This is a genomic window from Streptomyces sp. NPDC090032 (assembly GCF_044748025.1).
Taxonomy (GTDB): Bacteria; Actinomycetota; Actinomycetes; order Streptomycetales; family Streptomycetaceae; genus Streptomyces.
Map to the genome: position 1 here is coordinate 40,474 of NZ_JBIVFF010000011.1, position 15,887 is coordinate 56,360.

A 15,887-nucleotide genomic window follows, 5' to 3' on the forward strand; every position below is an offset into this window, starting at 1 on the left:
GGACCCGTGCCTACCAAGAAGAAGCCCCAGGTGACCGCCTCGCCCGAGCGCCGCCGCGAACTCCTCGACACCGCGGCCGAGGTCTTCGCCGCCCAGGGGTACAACGCCACCACCGTCCGCAAGATCGCCGACCACGCGGGCATGCTCGCGGGCAGCCTCTACTACCACTTCGACTCCAAGGAGTCGATGCTCGAAGAGATCCTGCGGACCTTCCTCGACGAGCTGTGGCACGGATACGACTCCGTCCTCGACTCCCGGCTCGGCCCCAGGGAAACCCTGGAGGCCCTCGTCACCGAGTCCTTCCGCGAGATCGACCGGCACCGCGCCGCCGTCGCCATCTACCAGAAGGAGTCCAAGCACCTCGCCGTCCAGGAGCGCTTCGAGTTCCTGGCCGCCTCCCAGCGCAAGTTCGAGAAGGCGTGGCTCTCCACCCTGGAGCGCGGCGTCGCCGCCGAGGTGTTCCGCGCCGACCTCGACATCCGGCTCACCTACCGGTTCGTCCGCGACACCGTCTGGGTCGCCGCGTCCTGGTACCGCCCCGGCGGACAGCACAGCCCCGAAGAGATCGCCCGTCAGTACCTCTCGATGGTCCTGGACGGCATCGCCGTACGCGCCACCCACCCCTGAAGGGAAACCCGTCATGGCCGAGGCCTACATAGTCGAAGCGGTCCGCACCCCCGTAGGACGGCGCAAGGGAGGCCTCGCCGCCGCCCACCCCGCCGACCTCGGCGCGCACGTCCTCAAGGAGCTCGTCGCCCGCTCCGGGATCGACCCCGCCGCCGTCGAGGACGTCGTCTTCGGCTGCCTCGACACGGTGGGCCCGCAGGCCGGCGACATCGCGCGGACGGCCTGGCTCGCCGCCGGCCTTCCCGAGGAGGTGCCCGGCGTGACCATCGACCGCCAGTGCGGTTCGTCACAGCAGGCCGTGCACTTCGCGGCGCAGGGCGTCCTGTCCGGCACCCAGGACCTCGTCGTCGCCGGCGGCACGCAGAACATGACGCAGATCCCCATCGCCTTCGCCTCCCGCCAGGCAGCCGAACCCCTCGGCCTCACCGACGGCCCGTACGCGGGCAGCCAGGGCTGGCGCGCCCGCTACGGCGACCAACCGGTGAACCAGTTCCACGGCGCCGAGCTCATCGCCCGCAAGTGGGGCATCACCCGTCGTGACCAGGAGGAGTGGGCCCTGCGCTCCCACGAGCGCGCGATCCGCGCCATCGACGAGGGCCGCTTCGCCCGGGAGACCGCCGCCTACGGGGACGTCACCGTCGACGAGGGCCCCCGCCGCGACACCACCCTGGAGAAAATGGCGGGCCTCAAGCCCGTCGTCGAAGGCGGCACGATCACCGCGGCCTGCTCCTCGCAGGTCTCCGACGGCGCCGCAGCGATGCTCCTCGCCTCGGAGCGCGCCGTACGCGAGCACGGCCTGACCCCGCGCGCCCGCGTCCACCACCTCTCCGTACGCGGCGAGGACCCCATCCGCATGCTCTCCGCGCCGATCCCCGCGACGGCGTACGCGCTGAAGAAGACCGGCATGTCCATGGACGACATCGACCTCGTCGAGATCAACGAGGCCTTCGCCCCCGTGGTCCTCGCCTGGCTCAAGGAGACGGGCACGGACCCGGAGAAGGTGAACGTGAACGGGGGCGCGATCGCTCTCGGCCACCCCCTCGGCGCGACCGGCACGAAACTGATGACGACCCTGCTGCACGAGCTGGAGCGCACGGGCGGACGCTACGGACTGCAGACGATGTGCGAGGGAGGGGGCCAGGCGAACGTCACGATCATCGAGCGTCTCTAGTCCCGTGACGGTCGTGCTAGGGTCGATGACGTTGCAGTTTTGGTACCCATAGACTTTATGTGCGCCTGACGGGAATGTTCCTCAGGCGCATTATTGTTTTCCGGCCGGTCCTCCGGGCCAACTCCGGATGGGGCTCAATGGTGCGACTGGAGATTCGAAGGACTCGGATTTCCGTACCGCCCCAGTAAAGGAGATTGTTATGGCCACCGGAACCGTGAAGTGGTTCAACTCGGAAAAGGGCTTCGGCTTCATTGAGCAGGACGGCGGCGGCGCCGACGTCTTCGCCCACTACTCGAACATCGCCACCCAGGGCTTCCGTGAGCTCCAGGAGGGCCAGAAGGTGACGTTCGACGTCACGCAGGGCCAGAAGGGCCCCCAGGCGGAGAACATCCTCCCCGCCTGAAACACCGCTTGATCCGAAGGATCACGCACCCCACGGCCGGGGTCCGCACCGCGAAGGTGCGGGCCCCGGCCCGTGCTGTCCCCAGGCCGGCGGCTCGCAGATGCGTCGATGGCCACACCAGGCCGGCGGCTCGCAGACGCGTCGATGGCCACCGGCTCCCGGCCGCCCAGGCCCAGGAAGGCATGCCCGCATGGCTAACCCCGCACGTCCGCCCCGCCCGACCCGCACCCGGTCCGCATCCGCTTCAGGAAACGCGGGTGCCGGAAGCGCCGGAAGGAACTCCCGGGGCGGAAGGTCCAGCGGAAAGGGCCGCGTTCCCGAGCGCAGGCCCACGCCGCCGCAGGAATTCACGATGCCGGAGAACACGACGCCCGCGCTGCCCGCGGCCGCGACGTTCGCCGAGCTCGACATGCCGGCCGGCCTTCTGAAGACGCTCACCGAGCAGGGCGTCACCGAGCCGTTCCCCATTCAGGGCGCCACCCTCCCCAACTCCCTCGCGGGACGCGACCTCCTCGGCCGCGGCCGCACCGGCTCCGGCAAGACCCTCGCGTTCGGCCTGCCGATGCTCGCCCGCACCGCCGGCCTCAAGGCGGAGCCGCGCATGCCGCTGGCCCTCGTCCTCGTGCCGACCCGTGAGCTCGCCCAGCAGGTCACCGACGCCCTCACTCCGTACGCGGGCGCCGTCAGGCTCCGCCTGACCACCGTCGTCGGCGGCATGTCGATCTCCCGCCAGGCGTCTTCCCTGCGCCGCGGCGCGGACGTCGTAGTGGCGACGCCCGGCCGCCTCAAGGACCTCATCGAGCGCGGCGACTGCGACCTGTCCGAGGTGCGGATCACCGTCCTCGACGAGGCCGACCAGATGGCCGACATGGGCTTCATGCCGCAGGTCACGGCGCTCCTCAAGCAGGTCGCCCCGGGCGGTCAGACCATGCTGTTCTCGGCGACGCTCGACCGGAACGTGGACCGGCTCGTCCGGCAGTTCCTGACCGACCCGGTCGTCCACTCCGTGGACCCGTCGGCGGGCGCCGTCACCACGATGGAGCACCACGTCCTCCACGTGCTCGACGAGACCGACAAGAAGGCCGTCACCGCGCGCATCGCCGCCCGCGAAGGCCGCGTGATCCTCTTCGTCGACACCAAGCGGTCCGCCGACCGGCTCGCCAAGCGGCTCCTCGCCAGCGGTGTCCTCGCGGCGCCGCTGCACGGCGGACGCTCGCAGCCGCAGCGCAACCGCACCCTGGAGCAGTTCAAGGACGGCCGGGTCACGGCCCTCGTCGCCACGAACGTCGCCGCCCGCGGCATACATGTCGACGACCTCGGCCTCGTCGTGAACGTCGACCCGCCGACCGAGCACAAGGACTACCTGCACCGCGGCGGCCGGACCGCCCGCGCCGGTGAGTCCGGCAGCGTCGTCACGCTGGTCCTGCCCGAGCAGAAGCGCGACGTCACGCGCCTGATGCGGGACGCGGGCATCCGTCCGCAGACCACGCAGGTCAAGTCCACCGATGAGGAGCTCGTCCGCATCACCGGCGCGCGGGAGCCCTCCGGCGTCCCCGCCGTCATCGAGGTCCCGGAGCCGACCGCTCCGGCTTCCTCCGGAGCCCGTCAGTCGCGGCGCAGCCGGGGCGGCAGCGGACGCGGCCAGGGCGGCGGCCAGGCGGGGCGTGCCCAGGGCGGGCGCGCGCAGGCCGGGCGCGGCGAAGGCGGCGGTCAGGGCGGCGGGCGCGGCCAGGCCGTCCAGGGCGGTCGCTCCCAGGGCGCCGGTGGCCGGGGCCAGGGTGGCCGTGGCCAGGGCGGTCCCGGGCAGGGCGGCGCCGGTCAGAGCGCCGGCGGTCGTGGCGGCCGGTCGCGGCGCGGTCCGCGTGACGCCGGGCGCGGCGCGGCAGCGTAAGCGGTACCCCAGCTGAGCGGCGGGGCGGTGGGACGAGGCGAACAGCCCTCGCCCCACCGCCCCGCTTCGCGTTCGCGTCAGTGTTCGCGTCCGTGTCGGTCTCAGCGTCCGCGTCAGTCGACCAGCCGGTGGCGCAGGGCCGCGACGGTGTCCAGGTCGAGGCCGAGCCCCTGCGAGACGTACCGGCCCAGGCTGCCGTAGTCCGCCCGCGCCTGGTCGAGAGCCGCCGACAGATACTCCCTACGGACCTCCTGGAGCGGGATCAGCAGGTCCGGGTTGAGCATCATGCCGGACTGCTTCAGCCCGTCGCGGACCTTCGCGTCGTACGCGGCACGGAACGCGTTCGACGCCAAGTAGTCGTCCACGGCGCTCCGTTCGGGCACGCCGAGCAGGAGCAGCAGGACGTACGTCGTCCAGCCCGTGCGGTCCTTCCCCGACGTGCAGTGGTACAGGAGCGCGCCCCGGCCGCCGGTGCCGTACGCGGCGTCGCGCAGTGTGGCCGCGAACCGCGCGCGGTTGTCCGCGTCCGACACGAACCGCGGATACACGCTCCGCATGAACGCGGCCGCCCGGCCGCCGCCGAGCATCTCCTCCTGCCGAGCCGGGTCCTTGGAACTGATCGCGGCCATCATCTGCGCGTACAGGCCGTTGTCGGATACGGGTCGTGACTGCGGGGTGAGGCCGGCAGGGAGGCGGTCCGCGCCGTCGTACTGGATCTCCACCGGCACCCGGTAGTCGACCACCCGGCGCAGGCCGAGGCCCGAGAGTGTCGTGAGGTCGGCGTCGGTGAGCTTGGACAGGGCGTCGGCGCGGTAGACGAGTCCCTGGCGGACGCGACCGCCGCCGAGGACCCGGTAGCCGCCCACGTCACGGACGTTGACCGCGCCCTGGAGGGAGACGTGCCGGATCGGCGGGTCCTGGTACGGGCGACGCCGTCCGGCGGCGGTGGCACCGGGTGCGACGGCCGCGGCCGTCAGGGTGGTGATTGCGGCGCCGACGAGGGCGCGTCTGGACACAGTGCGTGGCATCGCTGAACTCCCTTGCGGGAAGCGGGATCACCCTGGGGTAGGCAGGGTGCCGAGCACGTGCCGGGCCTCGGACATCACGCGGGTGACGAGCTCCTCACAGCTCGGGAGGTCCTCGATCACCCCCGCGACCTGGCCCGATGCCATGACGCCGAGGTCGGTGCGGCCCTCGACCATGGACGCCTTGAGGAGCATGGGGGTGTTCGCGGCGAGCAGGACCTGGCTCCACGACAGATCCTTGCCGTGCTTCATCGCCAGTCCGTCGCGGACCATCTGCGGCCAGCTCAGGCCCGACAGCTTCCTGAACCCGGCGGCCCGCCGCACGGCCTGCGCGAGCGCGCGCGTACGCCCCGCCCGCTCCAGCGAGTCGACGAGATCCGTACGCAGCATGCGGTGCGGCAGCCCGTCCACGGCCGTCGTCACCGTGACGTCCTTGACCGTGGCCGCCAGATACCTGGCCTTCACCGCGTCGGGGACGGTCGAGTCGGAGGTGAGCAGGAAACGGGTGCCCATGGCGACGCCGGCCGCCCCGTACGCGAGGGCGGCGACCAGGCCGCGCCCGTCGTGGAACCCGCCCGCGCCGATCACGGGGATGTCCACGGCGTCGACGACCTGCGGCAGCAGCACCGTCGTCGTGACGTCCCCCGTGTGTCCGCCGCCCTCGCCGCCCTGCACGATGACGGCGTCCGCGCCCCACGCGGCGACCTTCTCGGCATGGCGCCGGGCACCGATGGAAGGGATGACGACGACGCCCGCGTCCTTCAGCTCGGCGATCAGGTCACGGGACGGCGCGAGCGCGAACGAGGCGACCCGCACGCCCTCGTCGATGATCACCCGCACGCGGTCCCGCGCGTCACCGGCGTCCGCGCGCAGATTGACCCCGAAGGGTTCGTCCGTACGGGACTTCACCTCGCGCACCGCCGACCTGAGCTGGTCGAGGGTCATGGTGGCGGACGCCAGGATGCCGAGCGCCCCGGCGTTCGCCGACGCCGACACGAGGCGCGGGCCCGCGACCCAGCCCATGCCGGTCTGTACGAGCGGGTGGCGGACGCCGACCAGCTTGGTGAACGCGGTCTCGACGGTCGCCTCGCTCATACGGGCCTGACCTCGCGGTCGCGCAGGCCCTTCGGGTCGATGACCTCGCGGATCAGCCGCAGCTCCTCCGGGGTGGGCTCGCGCGTGTACGGCACGTCGCCCCCGTCCGGCAGGACCAGCGGGAAGCCGGTCGCCGCGATCACCTCGTCGACGGTGACGCCGGGGTGCACCGACGCGAGCCGCATCGAGCGGTCCGGCGTCTCGAAGTCGAAGACGCCGAGGTTCGACACGACGCGCGGGACGCGGTGGTAGCGCGTCGCCGACGGTCCCGCCGCGGCGGCGCTGTCGTACCCGACCCCGCTGATCATGTCGACCTTCTCGACGAACACGCGCGCGGAGTGCTTCGGGACCCAGTAACTCACCGGATTGTTGAGGGTGTTGACGGGTGCGCCGCGGACCCCGAGCAGCTGGCGGGCGGGGCGGTCCCAGTCGCCGATGCACGAGATGTTCTGGTTGCCGTGCCGGTCGATCTGGCTCGCGCCCATCATCACGTGGCGCCTGCCGCCGGTGACCATGGTGAGGTGCTGACGGTACGGAAGCCAGCCCTCCGGCTCCCCGCCGAGCCCCACGGTCATCGCCTCGCCGTCGGTGAGGAGGAGATCGGGGGAGAAGGTGCGCTTGGCGAGGCGTGCCCCGACGGAGGGGATCAGCCCCATGGGGCTCGCCAGGATCTCACCGCTGTCGCGCCAGGCGTCGGCACAGGCGATGGCGCAGTATTCGGCCCGGGTGGGGGTGGTGCTTGCCACGGGAGTGGTTGCCGTCGCCGGTGCGGATGGGGGAGCGGTCGCGGTGGCCGGCGCCGCCTGCTCCTCCTGCTCCGCGTGCCAGTTCCGTACGGCTTCCTGGTAGCTCTTCTCGTCGCCGCGCGCGGGCAGGAAGCGCTCGGCGAACTCGGGCCAGGGCGTGGACGCGTACAGCTTCTGGAACGCCTCGTCCCGCCCGTAGTCGGGGGCGCACGACGTGAAGTGCGCGCCGTTCGGCGTCTCGACCACGCCGGTGACCGCGTGCCGCTTGACGAGGAGGGTCTGCGGAACGGTGTCCCCGACGTCCCCGAATCCCTCCACCAGCTCCTCGCACGACATGTACGCCGTGTCGGCCGCCTCGCAGAACAGGTCGTCGAAGTACGGGTCGGGGCCCAGGTACTGGCCGTTTCCGTGCCGGTCCGCGCGGTTCATGTGGACGAGCGCCGCGTCCATACGCAGCGCCGGCATCGCGACCAGCGTCTCCCCGTCCTCATACGGCGAATCGACCGTCTTCAGCCCGGGGTTGACGCGCATGACGTCCGAGCCGATGCCGGCCCGCACCGGGATGAAGGGGAGCCGGTTCGCCGCGGCGTGCAGGCCCCACATGAACATCGCCTCGTCGACCTCCGTCAGTGCGAACGCGCCGCGCTGGCGGGCCTCGCGGAAGTGCGGTTCGAGCGGGATCGAGTCGAGGGTCACGAACGCGGTGACCAGCTTGCGGATCTTCCCGGCGGCGGCGAGCAGGCCGACGTCCGGGCCGCCGTACGCGACGACGGTGAGATCCGTGACGTCGCTGCGCAGCAGGGCCCGTACGAGGGCCATGGGCTTGCGGCGCGAGCCCCAGCCGCCGATGCCGATGGTCATGCCGCTGCGGAGCCGGGCGACGACGTCCTCGGGCGTCATGGTCTTGTCCGTCACTTGGCTTCCCCCTTGCTCGCCGTGTTCGTGTTCGTGTTCGTGCCTGGGTCTGCGGTGGTACTTGTGTCGGTGCCTGTGCCGAACGTGTCGCGGATGCGGTCCGCGACGCCGCTGAGGTTCGCCTCGAAGGTGAAACCCTGTTCGAAGCGGTAGCTCCGGCGAACGTCGACGGGGTCGATGCCGTTGATCGCGGCCTTGGCGAGGCGGATGAGCGAGCCGTCCTTGCGGGCGATCTCGCGGGCCAGGTCCAGGGCGGCGGCCCGCAGTTCGGCGCGCGGCACGACCTTCCAGACGGAGCCGTGCGCGTGCAGCTCCTGGGCCGTCGCCGTGCGCGAGGTGTAGTAGAGGGCGCGCATCAGGTGCTGCGGCACGAGTCTGGCGAGATGGGTCGCGGCGCCGAGCGCTCCGCGGTCGAGCTCGGGGAGGCCGAACGTGGCGTCGTCCGAGGCGACGATCGCGTCCGCGTTGCCCACGAGGCCGATGCCGCCGCCCAGACAGAAGCCGTTGACGGCGGCGACGACCGGAACCTCGCACTCGTACACGGCCGCGAAGGCCTCGTAGCAGCCGCGGTTCGCGCCGATGAGGGCGCTGTGGCCGCCGGACGCCGTGTCGCGCTGCATCTCCTTGATGTCGACGCCCGCGTTGAACCCCCGGCCCTCGGAGGCGAGGACGACGCAGCGCACGTCCGGGTCGCGGCCCGCCGCGCGCAGGGCGTCGGCCAGGTCGTACCAGCCCCGCACCGGCAGCGCGTTGACCGGAGGGAAGTCCACCGTGACGACGGCGATCCCCTTTTCGGGTGAGGAGGTGGAGACACCCATGGCGTTCAGCTACCTTTCCACCTAACGTTTGTTTGGTAGGAAGGTAGCAGGCGATGGGGACGAGCGGAATGGACCTGGGGTGGATGACATGGATCTGAGCTCAAGGCCCCTGAAGGGGAAGGTCGCGGTCGTCACCGGGGGCACCCGGGGCGTGGGGGCCGGGATCGCGGGGGCGTTCGTGCGGGCCGGGGCGGACGTCGTGGTGTGCGCGCGCAGACCCCCCGAAGAGCCGCTGCCCGGCTGCGAGTTCATCCCGGTCGACCTGCGGGACGGTCCGGCCGTACGGCGCCTTTTCGCGGGCCTCGACCGGGTGGACGTGCTGGTGAACAACGCGGGAGGCACGCCGTACCGCCTGCTCGGTGAGTCCGACGCGGACCGGCACGCGCGCGTGGTCGAGCTCAATCTCACCGCGCCCATGACGGCGTCGCTGGCCGCGCGGGAGCAACTGCGGCGCACGCGCGGGTCGGTCGTGATGATCGGCAGTGTGAGCGGGGCCAGACCCTCGCCGGGCACGGCGGCGTACGGGGCGGCCAAGGCGGGCCTGGAGAACCTGGCGCGCTCGATGGCGGTGGAGTGGGCGCCGGAAATACGGGTGAACACGCTGGTCCTCGGGATGGTGCGCACCGAGTTGTCCCATCTGCACTACGGGGACGAGGAGGGCGTGGCGGCGGTGGGGCGCACGGTGCCGGTCGGCCGCCTCGCCGAGCCCTCGGAGATCGGGGACGCGGCGGTGTTCCTCGCCTCGGACGCGGCGTCGTACATCACGGGGGCGAGCTTGCTGGTGCACGGAGGCGGGGAGCGGCCGGCATTCCTGGACGCGGCAACTGTCAACAAGGAGGCGTGACATGGAGAAGGGCATGGGAGCGGATATGGCTGCGGGTATGGGTGCGGGTGCTGGTTCGGGGCTGTGTGCGGGGCGGGTCGTGGTCGTGACGGGGGCCGGGCGCGGTCTGGGGCGTGCGCACGCGCTGGCGTTCGCCGCCGAGGGAGCGCGGCTGGTGGTCAACGACCTGGGGGTGGGCCTGGACGGGGCCCTGGCGCCGGACAGTCCGGCGGCCCAAGTGGTCGAGGAGATACGGGCCCTGGGCGGCGAGGCCGTCGCCCACGGCGGTGACATCGCGACCACGGACGGCGCCGCGTCCCTCGTCGCCACGGCCCTCGACACCTTCGGACGCCTGGACACGCTCGTCAACAACGCGGGCTTTCTCCGCGACCGGATGCTGGTCAACCTCGACGAGGACGACTGGGACGCGGTCATGCGCGTGCATCTCAAGGGCCACTTCCTGCCGTTGAAGCACGCGGCGGCGCACTGGCGGGCCGAGGCGAAGGCAGGCAGGACCCCCTCGGCGCGGGTGGTGAACACGTCGTCGGGGGCGGGTCTCCTCGGCTCGGTGGGCCAGGGCAACTACAGCGCGGCGAAGGCCGGCATCGTGGGTCTCACCCTGGTCGCCGCGGCGGAGATGGGGCGGTACGGGGTGCAGGTGAACGCGGTCGCGCCGGCGGCCCGCACCCGCATGACGGAGGCGACGTTCGCCGGCGCGATGGCCGCGCCCGAGGACGGCTTCGACGCGATGGCCCCGGAGAACGTGTCGCCGGTGGTGGTGTGGCTCGGATCGTCCACCAGCGACGGCGTGACCGGCCGCGTCTTCGAGGCGGAGGCCGGCCGCATCACCGTCATGGAGGGCTGGCGCCCGGGGCCCACCGCCGACAAGGCGGCGCGCTGGACCCCGACCGAGGCCGGCGAGGCGGCGAGGGAACTCCTCGGCAGGGCGGAGGCGCCGGGAGCGGTCTACGGGAGCGGGTGACGCCGCCCCCGTAGGGGCGTGCCCCGCCCCTACGGGCCCGCCGGCACCTTCCCGCTCAGCGGGAATCCGGTCTCCCTCCACGTCCCGGCTCCGGCCTACCGTCTGGCCCACCGCGGTGCACCGCACCGCACCGCGGGCCAGACCGTCACCCCAAGGAGCCGAGATGCTTGACGTCCGGAGTCGGCAGGAGGCCGCAGGCCTGCTGCGTCGCGCCGAGCTCGGCCGCAGTCCCGTCGCGCCCCTGGCCGGCGCGTTCGAGGGCATCGGCACCGAGGACGCGTACGAGATCCAGCTGATCAACATCCGGCACAGGACCGCCCTGGGCGCCCAGGTCACCGGGCACAAGGTGGGCCTCTCGTCGCCGGTGATGCAGCGCATGATGGGCGTCGACGAACCCGACTACGGCCATCTCCTCGACGACATGGAGCTGCACGAGGACCGGCCCGTCGACACCGTCCGCTACTGCGCACCCCGCGTCGAGGTCGAGATCGGATTCGTACTGGGCGACGACCTGCCCGGCGAGGGCTGCACCCCGGCCGACGTCCTCTCCGCGACCGAACGCGTCGTGCCCGCACTGGAGTTGATCGACAGCCGGATCGCCGACTGGCGCATCACCATCGCCGACACGATCGCCGACAACGCCTCGTCCGCCGGTTACGTCATCGGCGCCGGCCGGGACCCGCGCGACCTCGACCTCAAGGCCGTCGAGGCCAAGCTCACCTGCGACGATGAGGAGATCGCGCAGGGCCGCGGTGACGCCGTGCTCGGCGACCCGGCCGTCTCCGTCGCCTGGCTGGCCCGCACCGTCGCCCGCTTCGGCGTCCCCCTGCGCAAGGGGCACGTCATCCTCCCCGGCTCCTGCACCCGCGCCGTCGATGCCGAGGCGGGCCGCACCTACACCGCCGAGTTCACCGGACTCGGCGCCGTATCGCTCTCGTTCCGATGACCCCGACGGGTCCGCTGACTCTGCTGAGGTACGTATGACTGCGAAGAAGGTCACCGCCGCGATCGTCGGCTCCGGGAACATCGGCACCGACCTCCTCCACAAGCTCCACCGCTCCCCGTACATCGAGCCGCGCTGGATGATCGGAGTCGACCCGGACAGCGCGGGCCTCGCGTGGGCGCGGGAGACGGGCGTCGAGGCGAGCCACGAGGGCGTCGGGCATCTCCTCGCCCAGGACGAACTGCCCGACCTCGTCTTCGAGGCGACCAGCGCCCACGTCCACCGCGCCAACGCCCCGCGCTACGCCGAGCTGGGCATCAGGGCCATCGACCTGACCCCGGCCGCCGTCGGCCCCGCCGTGGTCCCGCCCGCGAACCTCACCGCGCATCTCGACGCCCCCAACATCAACATGATCACCTGTGGCGGCCAGGCCACCATCCCCATGGTGTACGCGGTCTCACGCGTCGTCCCCGTCGCGTACGCGGAGATCGTGGCGTCCGTCGCCTCGGTGTCCGCGGGGCCCGGCACCCGAGCGAACATCGACGAGTTCACCCGTACGACGTCCCGCGGCATCGAGGAGATCGGCGGCGCCGCGCGCGGCAAGGCGATCATCATCCTCAACCCGGCCGAGCCCCCCGTCATCATGCGTGACACCGTCTTCTGCGCCATCCCCGAGGACGCCGACCGGGACGCGATCACGCTCTCCGTGAAGGAGATCGCCGAGAGCGTGGCGACGTACGTACCGGGCTACCGGCTGCGCACGGAACCGCAGTTCGACGATCCCTCACCCATGAACGGAGGGATGGCGCGCGTCGCGATCTTCCTGGAGGTGGAGGGCGCGGGCGACTTCCTGCCGCCGTACGCAGGAAACCTCGACATCATGACCGCCGCCGCGACGAAGGTCGGCGAGGAGCTCGCAAAGGGGATCAGCAAGTGAAGCCGTACTCCGACACCCAAGTGAAGCCGTACTCCGACACCCTCGACATCCGCGTCACCGACTCCTCGCTGCGCGACGGTTCGCACGCCAAGCGGCACCAGTTCACCGCTGACGACGTGCGCGGCATCGTCGGCGCCCTCGACGGCGCGGGCCTCCCCGTCATCGAGGTCACGCACGGCGACGGCCTCGGCGGCTCGTCCTTCAACTACGGGTTCTCGAAGACGCCCGAGCAGGAACTCATCAAGGCCGCCGTCGACGCGGCGCGCAATGCGAAGATCGCGTTCCTGATGCTGCCGGGGCTCGGTGTGAAGGACGACATCCGGGCCGCGCACGGAAACGGCGCGAGCGTGTGCCGCATCGCCACGCACTGCACCGAGGCCGACGTCTCCGTCCAGCACTTTCAACTCGCCCGCGAGATGGACCTGGAGACCGTCGGGTTCCTGATGATGGCGCACTCCACGACCCCCGAGCGCCTCGCCGCCCAGGCCAGGATCATGGCCGACGCCGGCTGCCAGTGCGTGTACGTCGTCGACTCGGCCGGCGCCCTGGTGATGGACGACGTCACCGACCGGGTCTCCGCGCTCGTCGCCGAGCTGGGCGACGACGCGCAGGTCGGCTTCCACGGACACGAGAACCTGGGCCTGGGCGTGGGCAATTCCGTCGCCGCCGTGCGCGCCGGGGCGCTGCAGATCGACGGTTCGACGCGGCGGCTCGGCGCGGGCGCGGGCAACACGCCCGTCGAGGCGTTCGCCGCCGTCTGCCACAAGATGGGCATCCGTACGGGCATCGACGTACTGAAGATCATCGACGCGGCCGAGGACGTCGTACGGCCCGTCATGGACGACGAGTGCCTGCTCGACCGGATGTCCCTCCTGATGGGGCACGCCGGCGTCTACTCCAGCTTCCTCAAGCACGCCTACCGGCAGGCGGAGCGCTACGGCGTCTCCGGCGCCGAGATCCTGCTGCGCGCCGGGGAGCGTCGCCTCGTCGGCGGTCAGGAGGACCAGCTCATCGACATCGCCGTCGAACTCGCGGCACGCGACTGAAGGGCAGGACACGCGACATGACCGCACAGCAGCAAGAGGTCCGCGTCATCGAGGCAGCCGCACCGCCGGCCCGCTACGCCCGCGGCTGGCACTGCCTGGGCCTGGCCGCGGCCTTCCGGGAAGGCGGCCCGCACGAGATCGAGGCGTTCGGCACGAAGCTCGTCGTCTTCCGCGGGGAGCCCGTGGCGGGAGGTCCCGACCGTCTGCACGTCCTCAACGCCTACTGCCCCCACATGGGCGGCAACCTCGCCCACGGCACCGTCAAGGGCAACGCCATCGCCTGCCCGTTCCACGACTGGCGCTGGGCTGGTGACGGGCGCTGCGCCGGCATCCCGTACGCGCGCCGCGTCCCGCCGCGCGCCAGGACCCGCGCCTGGACCACCCTCGAACGCAACGGGCAGCTCTACGTGTGGCACGACCCCGAGGGCAATGAGCCCCCGCCCGGCGTCACCATCCCGGAGATCGAGGGCTTCGGCAGCCCCGAGTGGTCGGACTGGTCCTGGAGCGCCCTGCGCGTAGAGAACGCCAACTGCCGCGAGATCGTGGACAACGTCGTAGACATGGCGCACTTCTTCTACGTCCACTACGCGTTCCCGAACTACTTCAAGAACATCTTCGACGGCCATGTCGCCACCCAGTACATGGAGTCCACGCCACGCGGCGACGTCGAGCTCGGCACCCTGTCCACCGGCGGCGGCCTGCGCTCCGACGCCTCGTACTTCGGGCCCTCGTACATGATCGACAAGCTGTGGAGCGATGTCGGGGGAGGTGTCGAGATGGAGTCCGTCCTCATCAACTGCCATTACCCGATCGACGAGAACAGCTTCATGCTCATGTACGGCACGATCGTCAGGAAGCTGCCCGGCATGAGTGACGAGCAGGCCGCCGACGTCGCGCGGCTCACCTCGGAAGGGCTCGCGGTCGGCTTCGAGCAGGACGTCGAGATCTGGCGGAACAAGACCCGCATCGACAACCCCCTCCTCACCGAGGAGGACGGCCCGGTCTACCAACTGCGCCGCTGGTACGAGCAGTTCTACGTGGACGCCGCCGACGTCAAGGATGAGATGGTGCGGCGCTTCGAGTTCGAGATCGACACCGAGCGGGCGACCGCGGCCTGGCGCGCGGAGGTCGAGCAGAACCTCGCCCGACGGGAGGCCGACTGATGCGGCCCGTCCGGTGCGCGGCCTGCGGCAACGAGGTCCTGTGCGAGAAGTTCAGCCCCGCCCACACCCAGATCCAGTGGACCGGGGCGGCGGCCGAGGTCTGCCCGATCATCGCGGAGCGCGTCGCGGCCGGCGAGCTGAGCGCGCGGGTACGGGGCTGCGCTCCGCTGCGGGCGACCATCGACGTGGCGGTCGCGAGCGGACTCCTGGAGGTCGCGGATGCCTAGCGTGAGGGTCCGGGTCGCCGAGGTGATACGGGAGACGGCCGATGCGGTCTCTCTCGTCCTGGACGCACAACTCCCGTACAAACCCGGCCAGTTCATGACCGTACGGCTGCCCGGTGGCGGGGCCCGCTGTTACTCGCTGGCCAGCTCCCCGCACACCGGCGAACCCATGAAGGTGACGGTGAAGAGGGTCGCCGGGGGAGCCGGTTCGGGCTGGATCTGCGAGCGCGTCGCACCCGGCGACGAGCTGGAGGTCCTGCCGCCCGCCGGCACGTTCACCCCGCCCGACCTCGACCGGGACCTGCTGCTCGTGGCGGGCGGCAGCGGCATCACACCCGTCGTCTCCATCGCCAAGTCGGCCCTCGCCGCGGGCCGCGGCCGGGTCGCCCTCCTGTACGCCAACCGCGACGAGGAGTCGGTCATCTTCCGCGAGGAACTCCGGCTCCTGGGAGTCGAGTTCGCAGGTCGGCTCACCGTCGTGCACTGGCTGGAAACCCTCCAGGGCCTGCCCACGGCCGCGGCCCTGCGCGCACCGCTCGCGCCGTACGCGGGCCGTGACGCCTATCTGTGCGGGCCCGCGCCCCTGATGGACGCGGCCGAGCAGGCGCTGCGGGCGGTGGGCGGGCGGTCCGTGCGCAGGGAGCGGTACTTCTCGCTCGGCGACGACGTGTTCGCCGAGCGCCGGGACCAGGCCGCCGGTGTGGACCCGGCCGAGCAGGCCGCCGACGACCACTGCCTCCACGTCGAACTCGACGGCGAGGAGCGGGAAGTGGCGTGGCCCGCCGGGACGCCCCTGCTCGACGCCCTGCTCGCCGCAGGCGTCGACGCCCCCTTCTCGTGCCGCGAGGGCGCGTGCAGCGCGTGCTGCTGCCGGGTCACCGAGGGGGAGGTCACGATGGAGCGGAACGAGATCCTCGACCAGCGGGACCTCGACGACGGGTACATACTCGCGTGCCAGGCGCTGCCGGTGTCGGACGCGGTGGGGGTCACGTACTCCTGAGGTGCGTACTCCTGAGGTGCCCGCGTTCTTGACCGGGGGCACCGGCGTCGGCCGGGGGGTGCCCGTGTCGGTCCGGGG

At 71.7% G+C, this 15,887-nt stretch carries 16 protein-coding genes and 1 pseudogene; 12 read left to right on the top strand and 5 right to left on the bottom strand.

Annotation, left to right across the window (positions count from 1 at the left end; genetic code table 11):
- Positions 1-6 precede the first annotated feature (6 nt).
- From ACIPWY_RS26410 to ACIPWY_RS26425, 4 genes are all read left to right on the top strand, one after another.
- On the top strand, positions 7-627 hold the full coding sequence (locus ACIPWY_RS26410) for a TetR/AcrR family transcriptional regulator (protein ID WP_362905525.1): 621 nt from the start codon (positions 7-9) through the stop codon (positions 625-627).
- 13 nt (positions 628-640) lie between these two features.
- The gene (locus tag ACIPWY_RS26415) at positions 641-1,798 is read left to right on the top strand and encodes an acetyl-CoA C-acetyltransferase (RefSeq protein WP_362905527.1); all 1,158 of its coding nucleotides are present in this window, start codon (positions 641-643) and stop codon (positions 1,796-1,798) included.
- A gap of 199 nt (positions 1,799-1,997) precedes the next feature.
- Positions 1,998-2,201: a cold-shock protein gene (locus ACIPWY_RS26420; protein WP_042152846.1), complete on the top strand. Its 204-nt coding sequence runs from the start codon at positions 1,998-2,000 to the stop codon at positions 2,199-2,201.
- 190 nt (positions 2,202-2,391) lie between these two features.
- A complete protein-coding gene (locus ACIPWY_RS26425; protein ID WP_401535312.1) occupies positions 2,392-4,092 on the top strand; it encodes a DEAD/DEAH box helicase in 1,701 nt (566 codons plus the stop codon).
- Between the two features lie 113 nt (positions 4,093-4,205).
- On the opposite strand, the gene ACIPWY_RS26430 is transcribed toward ACIPWY_RS26425, so the two are convergent.
- The 5 genes and pseudogenes from ACIPWY_RS26430 to ACIPWY_RS26450 all read right to left on the bottom strand — a co-directional run bounded on the left by ACIPWY_RS26430 (position 4,206) and on the right by ACIPWY_RS26450 (position 8,691).
- Complete coding sequence (locus tag ACIPWY_RS26430) at positions 4,206-5,120, bottom strand: tyrosine-protein phosphatase (RefSeq protein WP_362905531.1); 915 nt, start codon at positions 5,118-5,120, stop codon at positions 4,206-4,208.
- Positions 5,121-5,147: 27 nt separating this feature from the next.
- Positions 5,148-6,212 carry an NAD(P)H-dependent flavin oxidoreductase gene (locus ACIPWY_RS26435; protein ID WP_401535315.1) on the bottom strand — a complete coding sequence of 355 codons (1,065 nt, stop codon included), beginning with the start codon at positions 6,210-6,212 and terminating at the stop codon, positions 5,148-5,150.
- Positions 6,209-6,958 carry a CoA-transferase gene (locus ACIPWY_RS26440; protein WP_362905733.1) on the bottom strand — a complete coding sequence of 250 codons (750 nt, stop codon included), beginning with the start codon at positions 6,956-6,958 and terminating at the stop codon, positions 6,209-6,211. Before ACIPWY_RS26440 ends, ACIPWY_RS26435 begins: the two co-directional genes overlap by 4 nt.
- 63 nt (positions 6,959-7,021) lie before the next feature.
- Positions 7,022-7,873: pseudogene (locus ACIPWY_RS26445) on the bottom strand (CoA transferase subunit A); the annotation flags it as partial.
- Positions 7,870-8,691 carry an enoyl-CoA hydratase family protein gene (locus ACIPWY_RS26450; protein WP_393705569.1) on the bottom strand — a complete coding sequence of 274 codons (822 nt, stop codon included), beginning with the start codon at positions 8,689-8,691 and terminating at the stop codon, positions 7,870-7,872. The gene ACIPWY_RS26450 and the pseudogene ACIPWY_RS26445, both read right to left, overlap by 4 nt.
- A gap of 88 nt (positions 8,692-8,779) precedes the next feature.
- Here ACIPWY_RS26450 and ACIPWY_RS26455 point away from each other — a divergent pair, with 88 nt between their 5' ends.
- The 8 genes from ACIPWY_RS26455 to ACIPWY_RS26490 all read left to right on the top strand — a co-directional run bounded on the left by ACIPWY_RS26455 (position 8,780) and on the right by ACIPWY_RS26490 (position 15,809).
- Positions 8,780-9,535 carry an SDR family oxidoreductase gene (locus ACIPWY_RS26455; RefSeq protein WP_362905537.1) on the top strand — a complete coding sequence of 252 codons (756 nt, stop codon included), beginning with the start codon at positions 8,780-8,782 and terminating at the stop codon, positions 9,533-9,535.
- Position 9,536: 1 nt separating this feature from the next.
- Positions 9,537-10,496: an SDR family oxidoreductase gene (locus ACIPWY_RS26460; RefSeq protein ID WP_401535320.1), complete on the top strand. Its 960-nt coding sequence runs from the start codon at positions 9,537-9,539 to the stop codon at positions 10,494-10,496.
- 163 nt (positions 10,497-10,659) lie between these two features.
- Positions 10,660-11,442, top strand: coding sequence for a 2-keto-4-pentenoate hydratase (locus ACIPWY_RS26465; protein WP_401535323.1), 783 nt, complete (start codon positions 10,660-10,662; stop codon positions 11,440-11,442).
- A 34-nt stretch (positions 11,443-11,476) separates the two neighbouring features.
- Positions 11,477-12,376, top strand: coding sequence for an acetaldehyde dehydrogenase (acetylating) (locus tag ACIPWY_RS26470; protein ID WP_401535326.1), 900 nt, complete (start codon positions 11,477-11,479; stop codon positions 12,374-12,376).
- Positions 12,373-13,422 carry a 4-hydroxy-2-oxovalerate aldolase gene (dmpG, locus tag ACIPWY_RS26475; protein WP_362905542.1) on the top strand — a complete coding sequence of 350 codons (1,050 nt, stop codon included), beginning with the start codon at positions 12,373-12,375 and terminating at the stop codon, positions 13,420-13,422. The genes ACIPWY_RS26470 and dmpG overlap by 4 nt, the downstream gene beginning before the upstream one ends.
- Before the next feature lie 17 nt (positions 13,423-13,439).
- On the top strand, positions 13,440-14,585 hold the full coding sequence (locus ACIPWY_RS26480; protein ID WP_362905544.1) for a Rieske 2Fe-2S domain-containing protein: 1,146 nt from the start codon (positions 13,440-13,442) through the stop codon (positions 14,583-14,585).
- Positions 14,585-14,812: a hypothetical protein gene (locus tag ACIPWY_RS26485; RefSeq protein ID WP_362905546.1), complete on the top strand. Its 228-nt coding sequence runs from the start codon at positions 14,585-14,587 to the stop codon at positions 14,810-14,812. The genes ACIPWY_RS26480 and ACIPWY_RS26485 overlap by 1 nt, the downstream gene beginning before the upstream one ends.
- Entirely contained in the window at positions 14,805-15,809 is a 1,005-nt protein-coding gene (locus tag ACIPWY_RS26490) for a ferredoxin--NADP reductase (protein ID WP_362905548.1), read from the top strand. Before ACIPWY_RS26485 ends, ACIPWY_RS26490 begins: the two co-directional genes overlap by 8 nt.
- Positions 15,810-15,887: the final 78 nt, after the last annotated feature.

Coding starts and splice junctions, on each gene's coding strand:
- ACIPWY_RS26420 (WP_042152846.1), top strand. CDS start 1,998: ATGGCCACCGGAACCGTGAAGTGGTTCAACTCGGAAAAGGGCTTCGGC.
- ACIPWY_RS26480 (WP_362905544.1), top strand. CDS start 13,440: ATGACCGCACAGCAGCAAGAGGTCCGCGTCATCGAGGCAGCCGCACCG.
- ACIPWY_RS26485 (WP_362905546.1), top strand. CDS start 14,585: ATGCGGCCCGTCCGGTGCGCGGCCTGCGGCAACGAGGTCCTGTGCGAG.
- ACIPWY_RS26415 (WP_362905527.1), top strand. CDS start 641: ATGGCCGAGGCCTACATAGTCGAAGCGGTCCGCACCCCCGTAGGACGG.
- ACIPWY_RS26425 (WP_401535312.1), top strand. CDS start 2,392: ATGGCTAACCCCGCACGTCCGCCCCGCCCGACCCGCACCCGGTCCGCA.
- ACIPWY_RS26435 (WP_401535315.1), bottom strand. CDS start 6,212: ATGAGCGAGGCGACCGTCGAGACCGCGTTCACCAAGCTGGTCGGCGTC.
- ACIPWY_RS26450 (WP_393705569.1), bottom strand. CDS start 8,691: ATGGGTGTCTCCACCTCCTCACCCGAAAAGGGGATCGCCGTCGTCACG.
- ACIPWY_RS26465 (WP_401535323.1), top strand. CDS start 10,660: ATGCTTGACGTCCGGAGTCGGCAGGAGGCCGCAGGCCTGCTGCGTCGC.
- ACIPWY_RS26430 (WP_362905531.1), bottom strand. CDS start 5,120: ATGCCACGCACTGTGTCCAGACGCGCCCTCGTCGGCGCCGCAATCACC.
- ACIPWY_RS26490 (WP_362905548.1), top strand. CDS start 14,805: ATGCCTAGCGTGAGGGTCCGGGTCGCCGAGGTGATACGGGAGACGGCC.
- ACIPWY_RS26460 (WP_401535320.1), top strand. CDS start 9,537: ATGGAGAAGGGCATGGGAGCGGATATGGCTGCGGGTATGGGTGCGGGT.
- ACIPWY_RS26470 (WP_401535326.1), top strand. CDS start 11,477: ATGACTGCGAAGAAGGTCACCGCCGCGATCGTCGGCTCCGGGAACATC.
- ACIPWY_RS26455 (WP_362905537.1), top strand. CDS start 8,780: ATGGATCTGAGCTCAAGGCCCCTGAAGGGGAAGGTCGCGGTCGTCACC.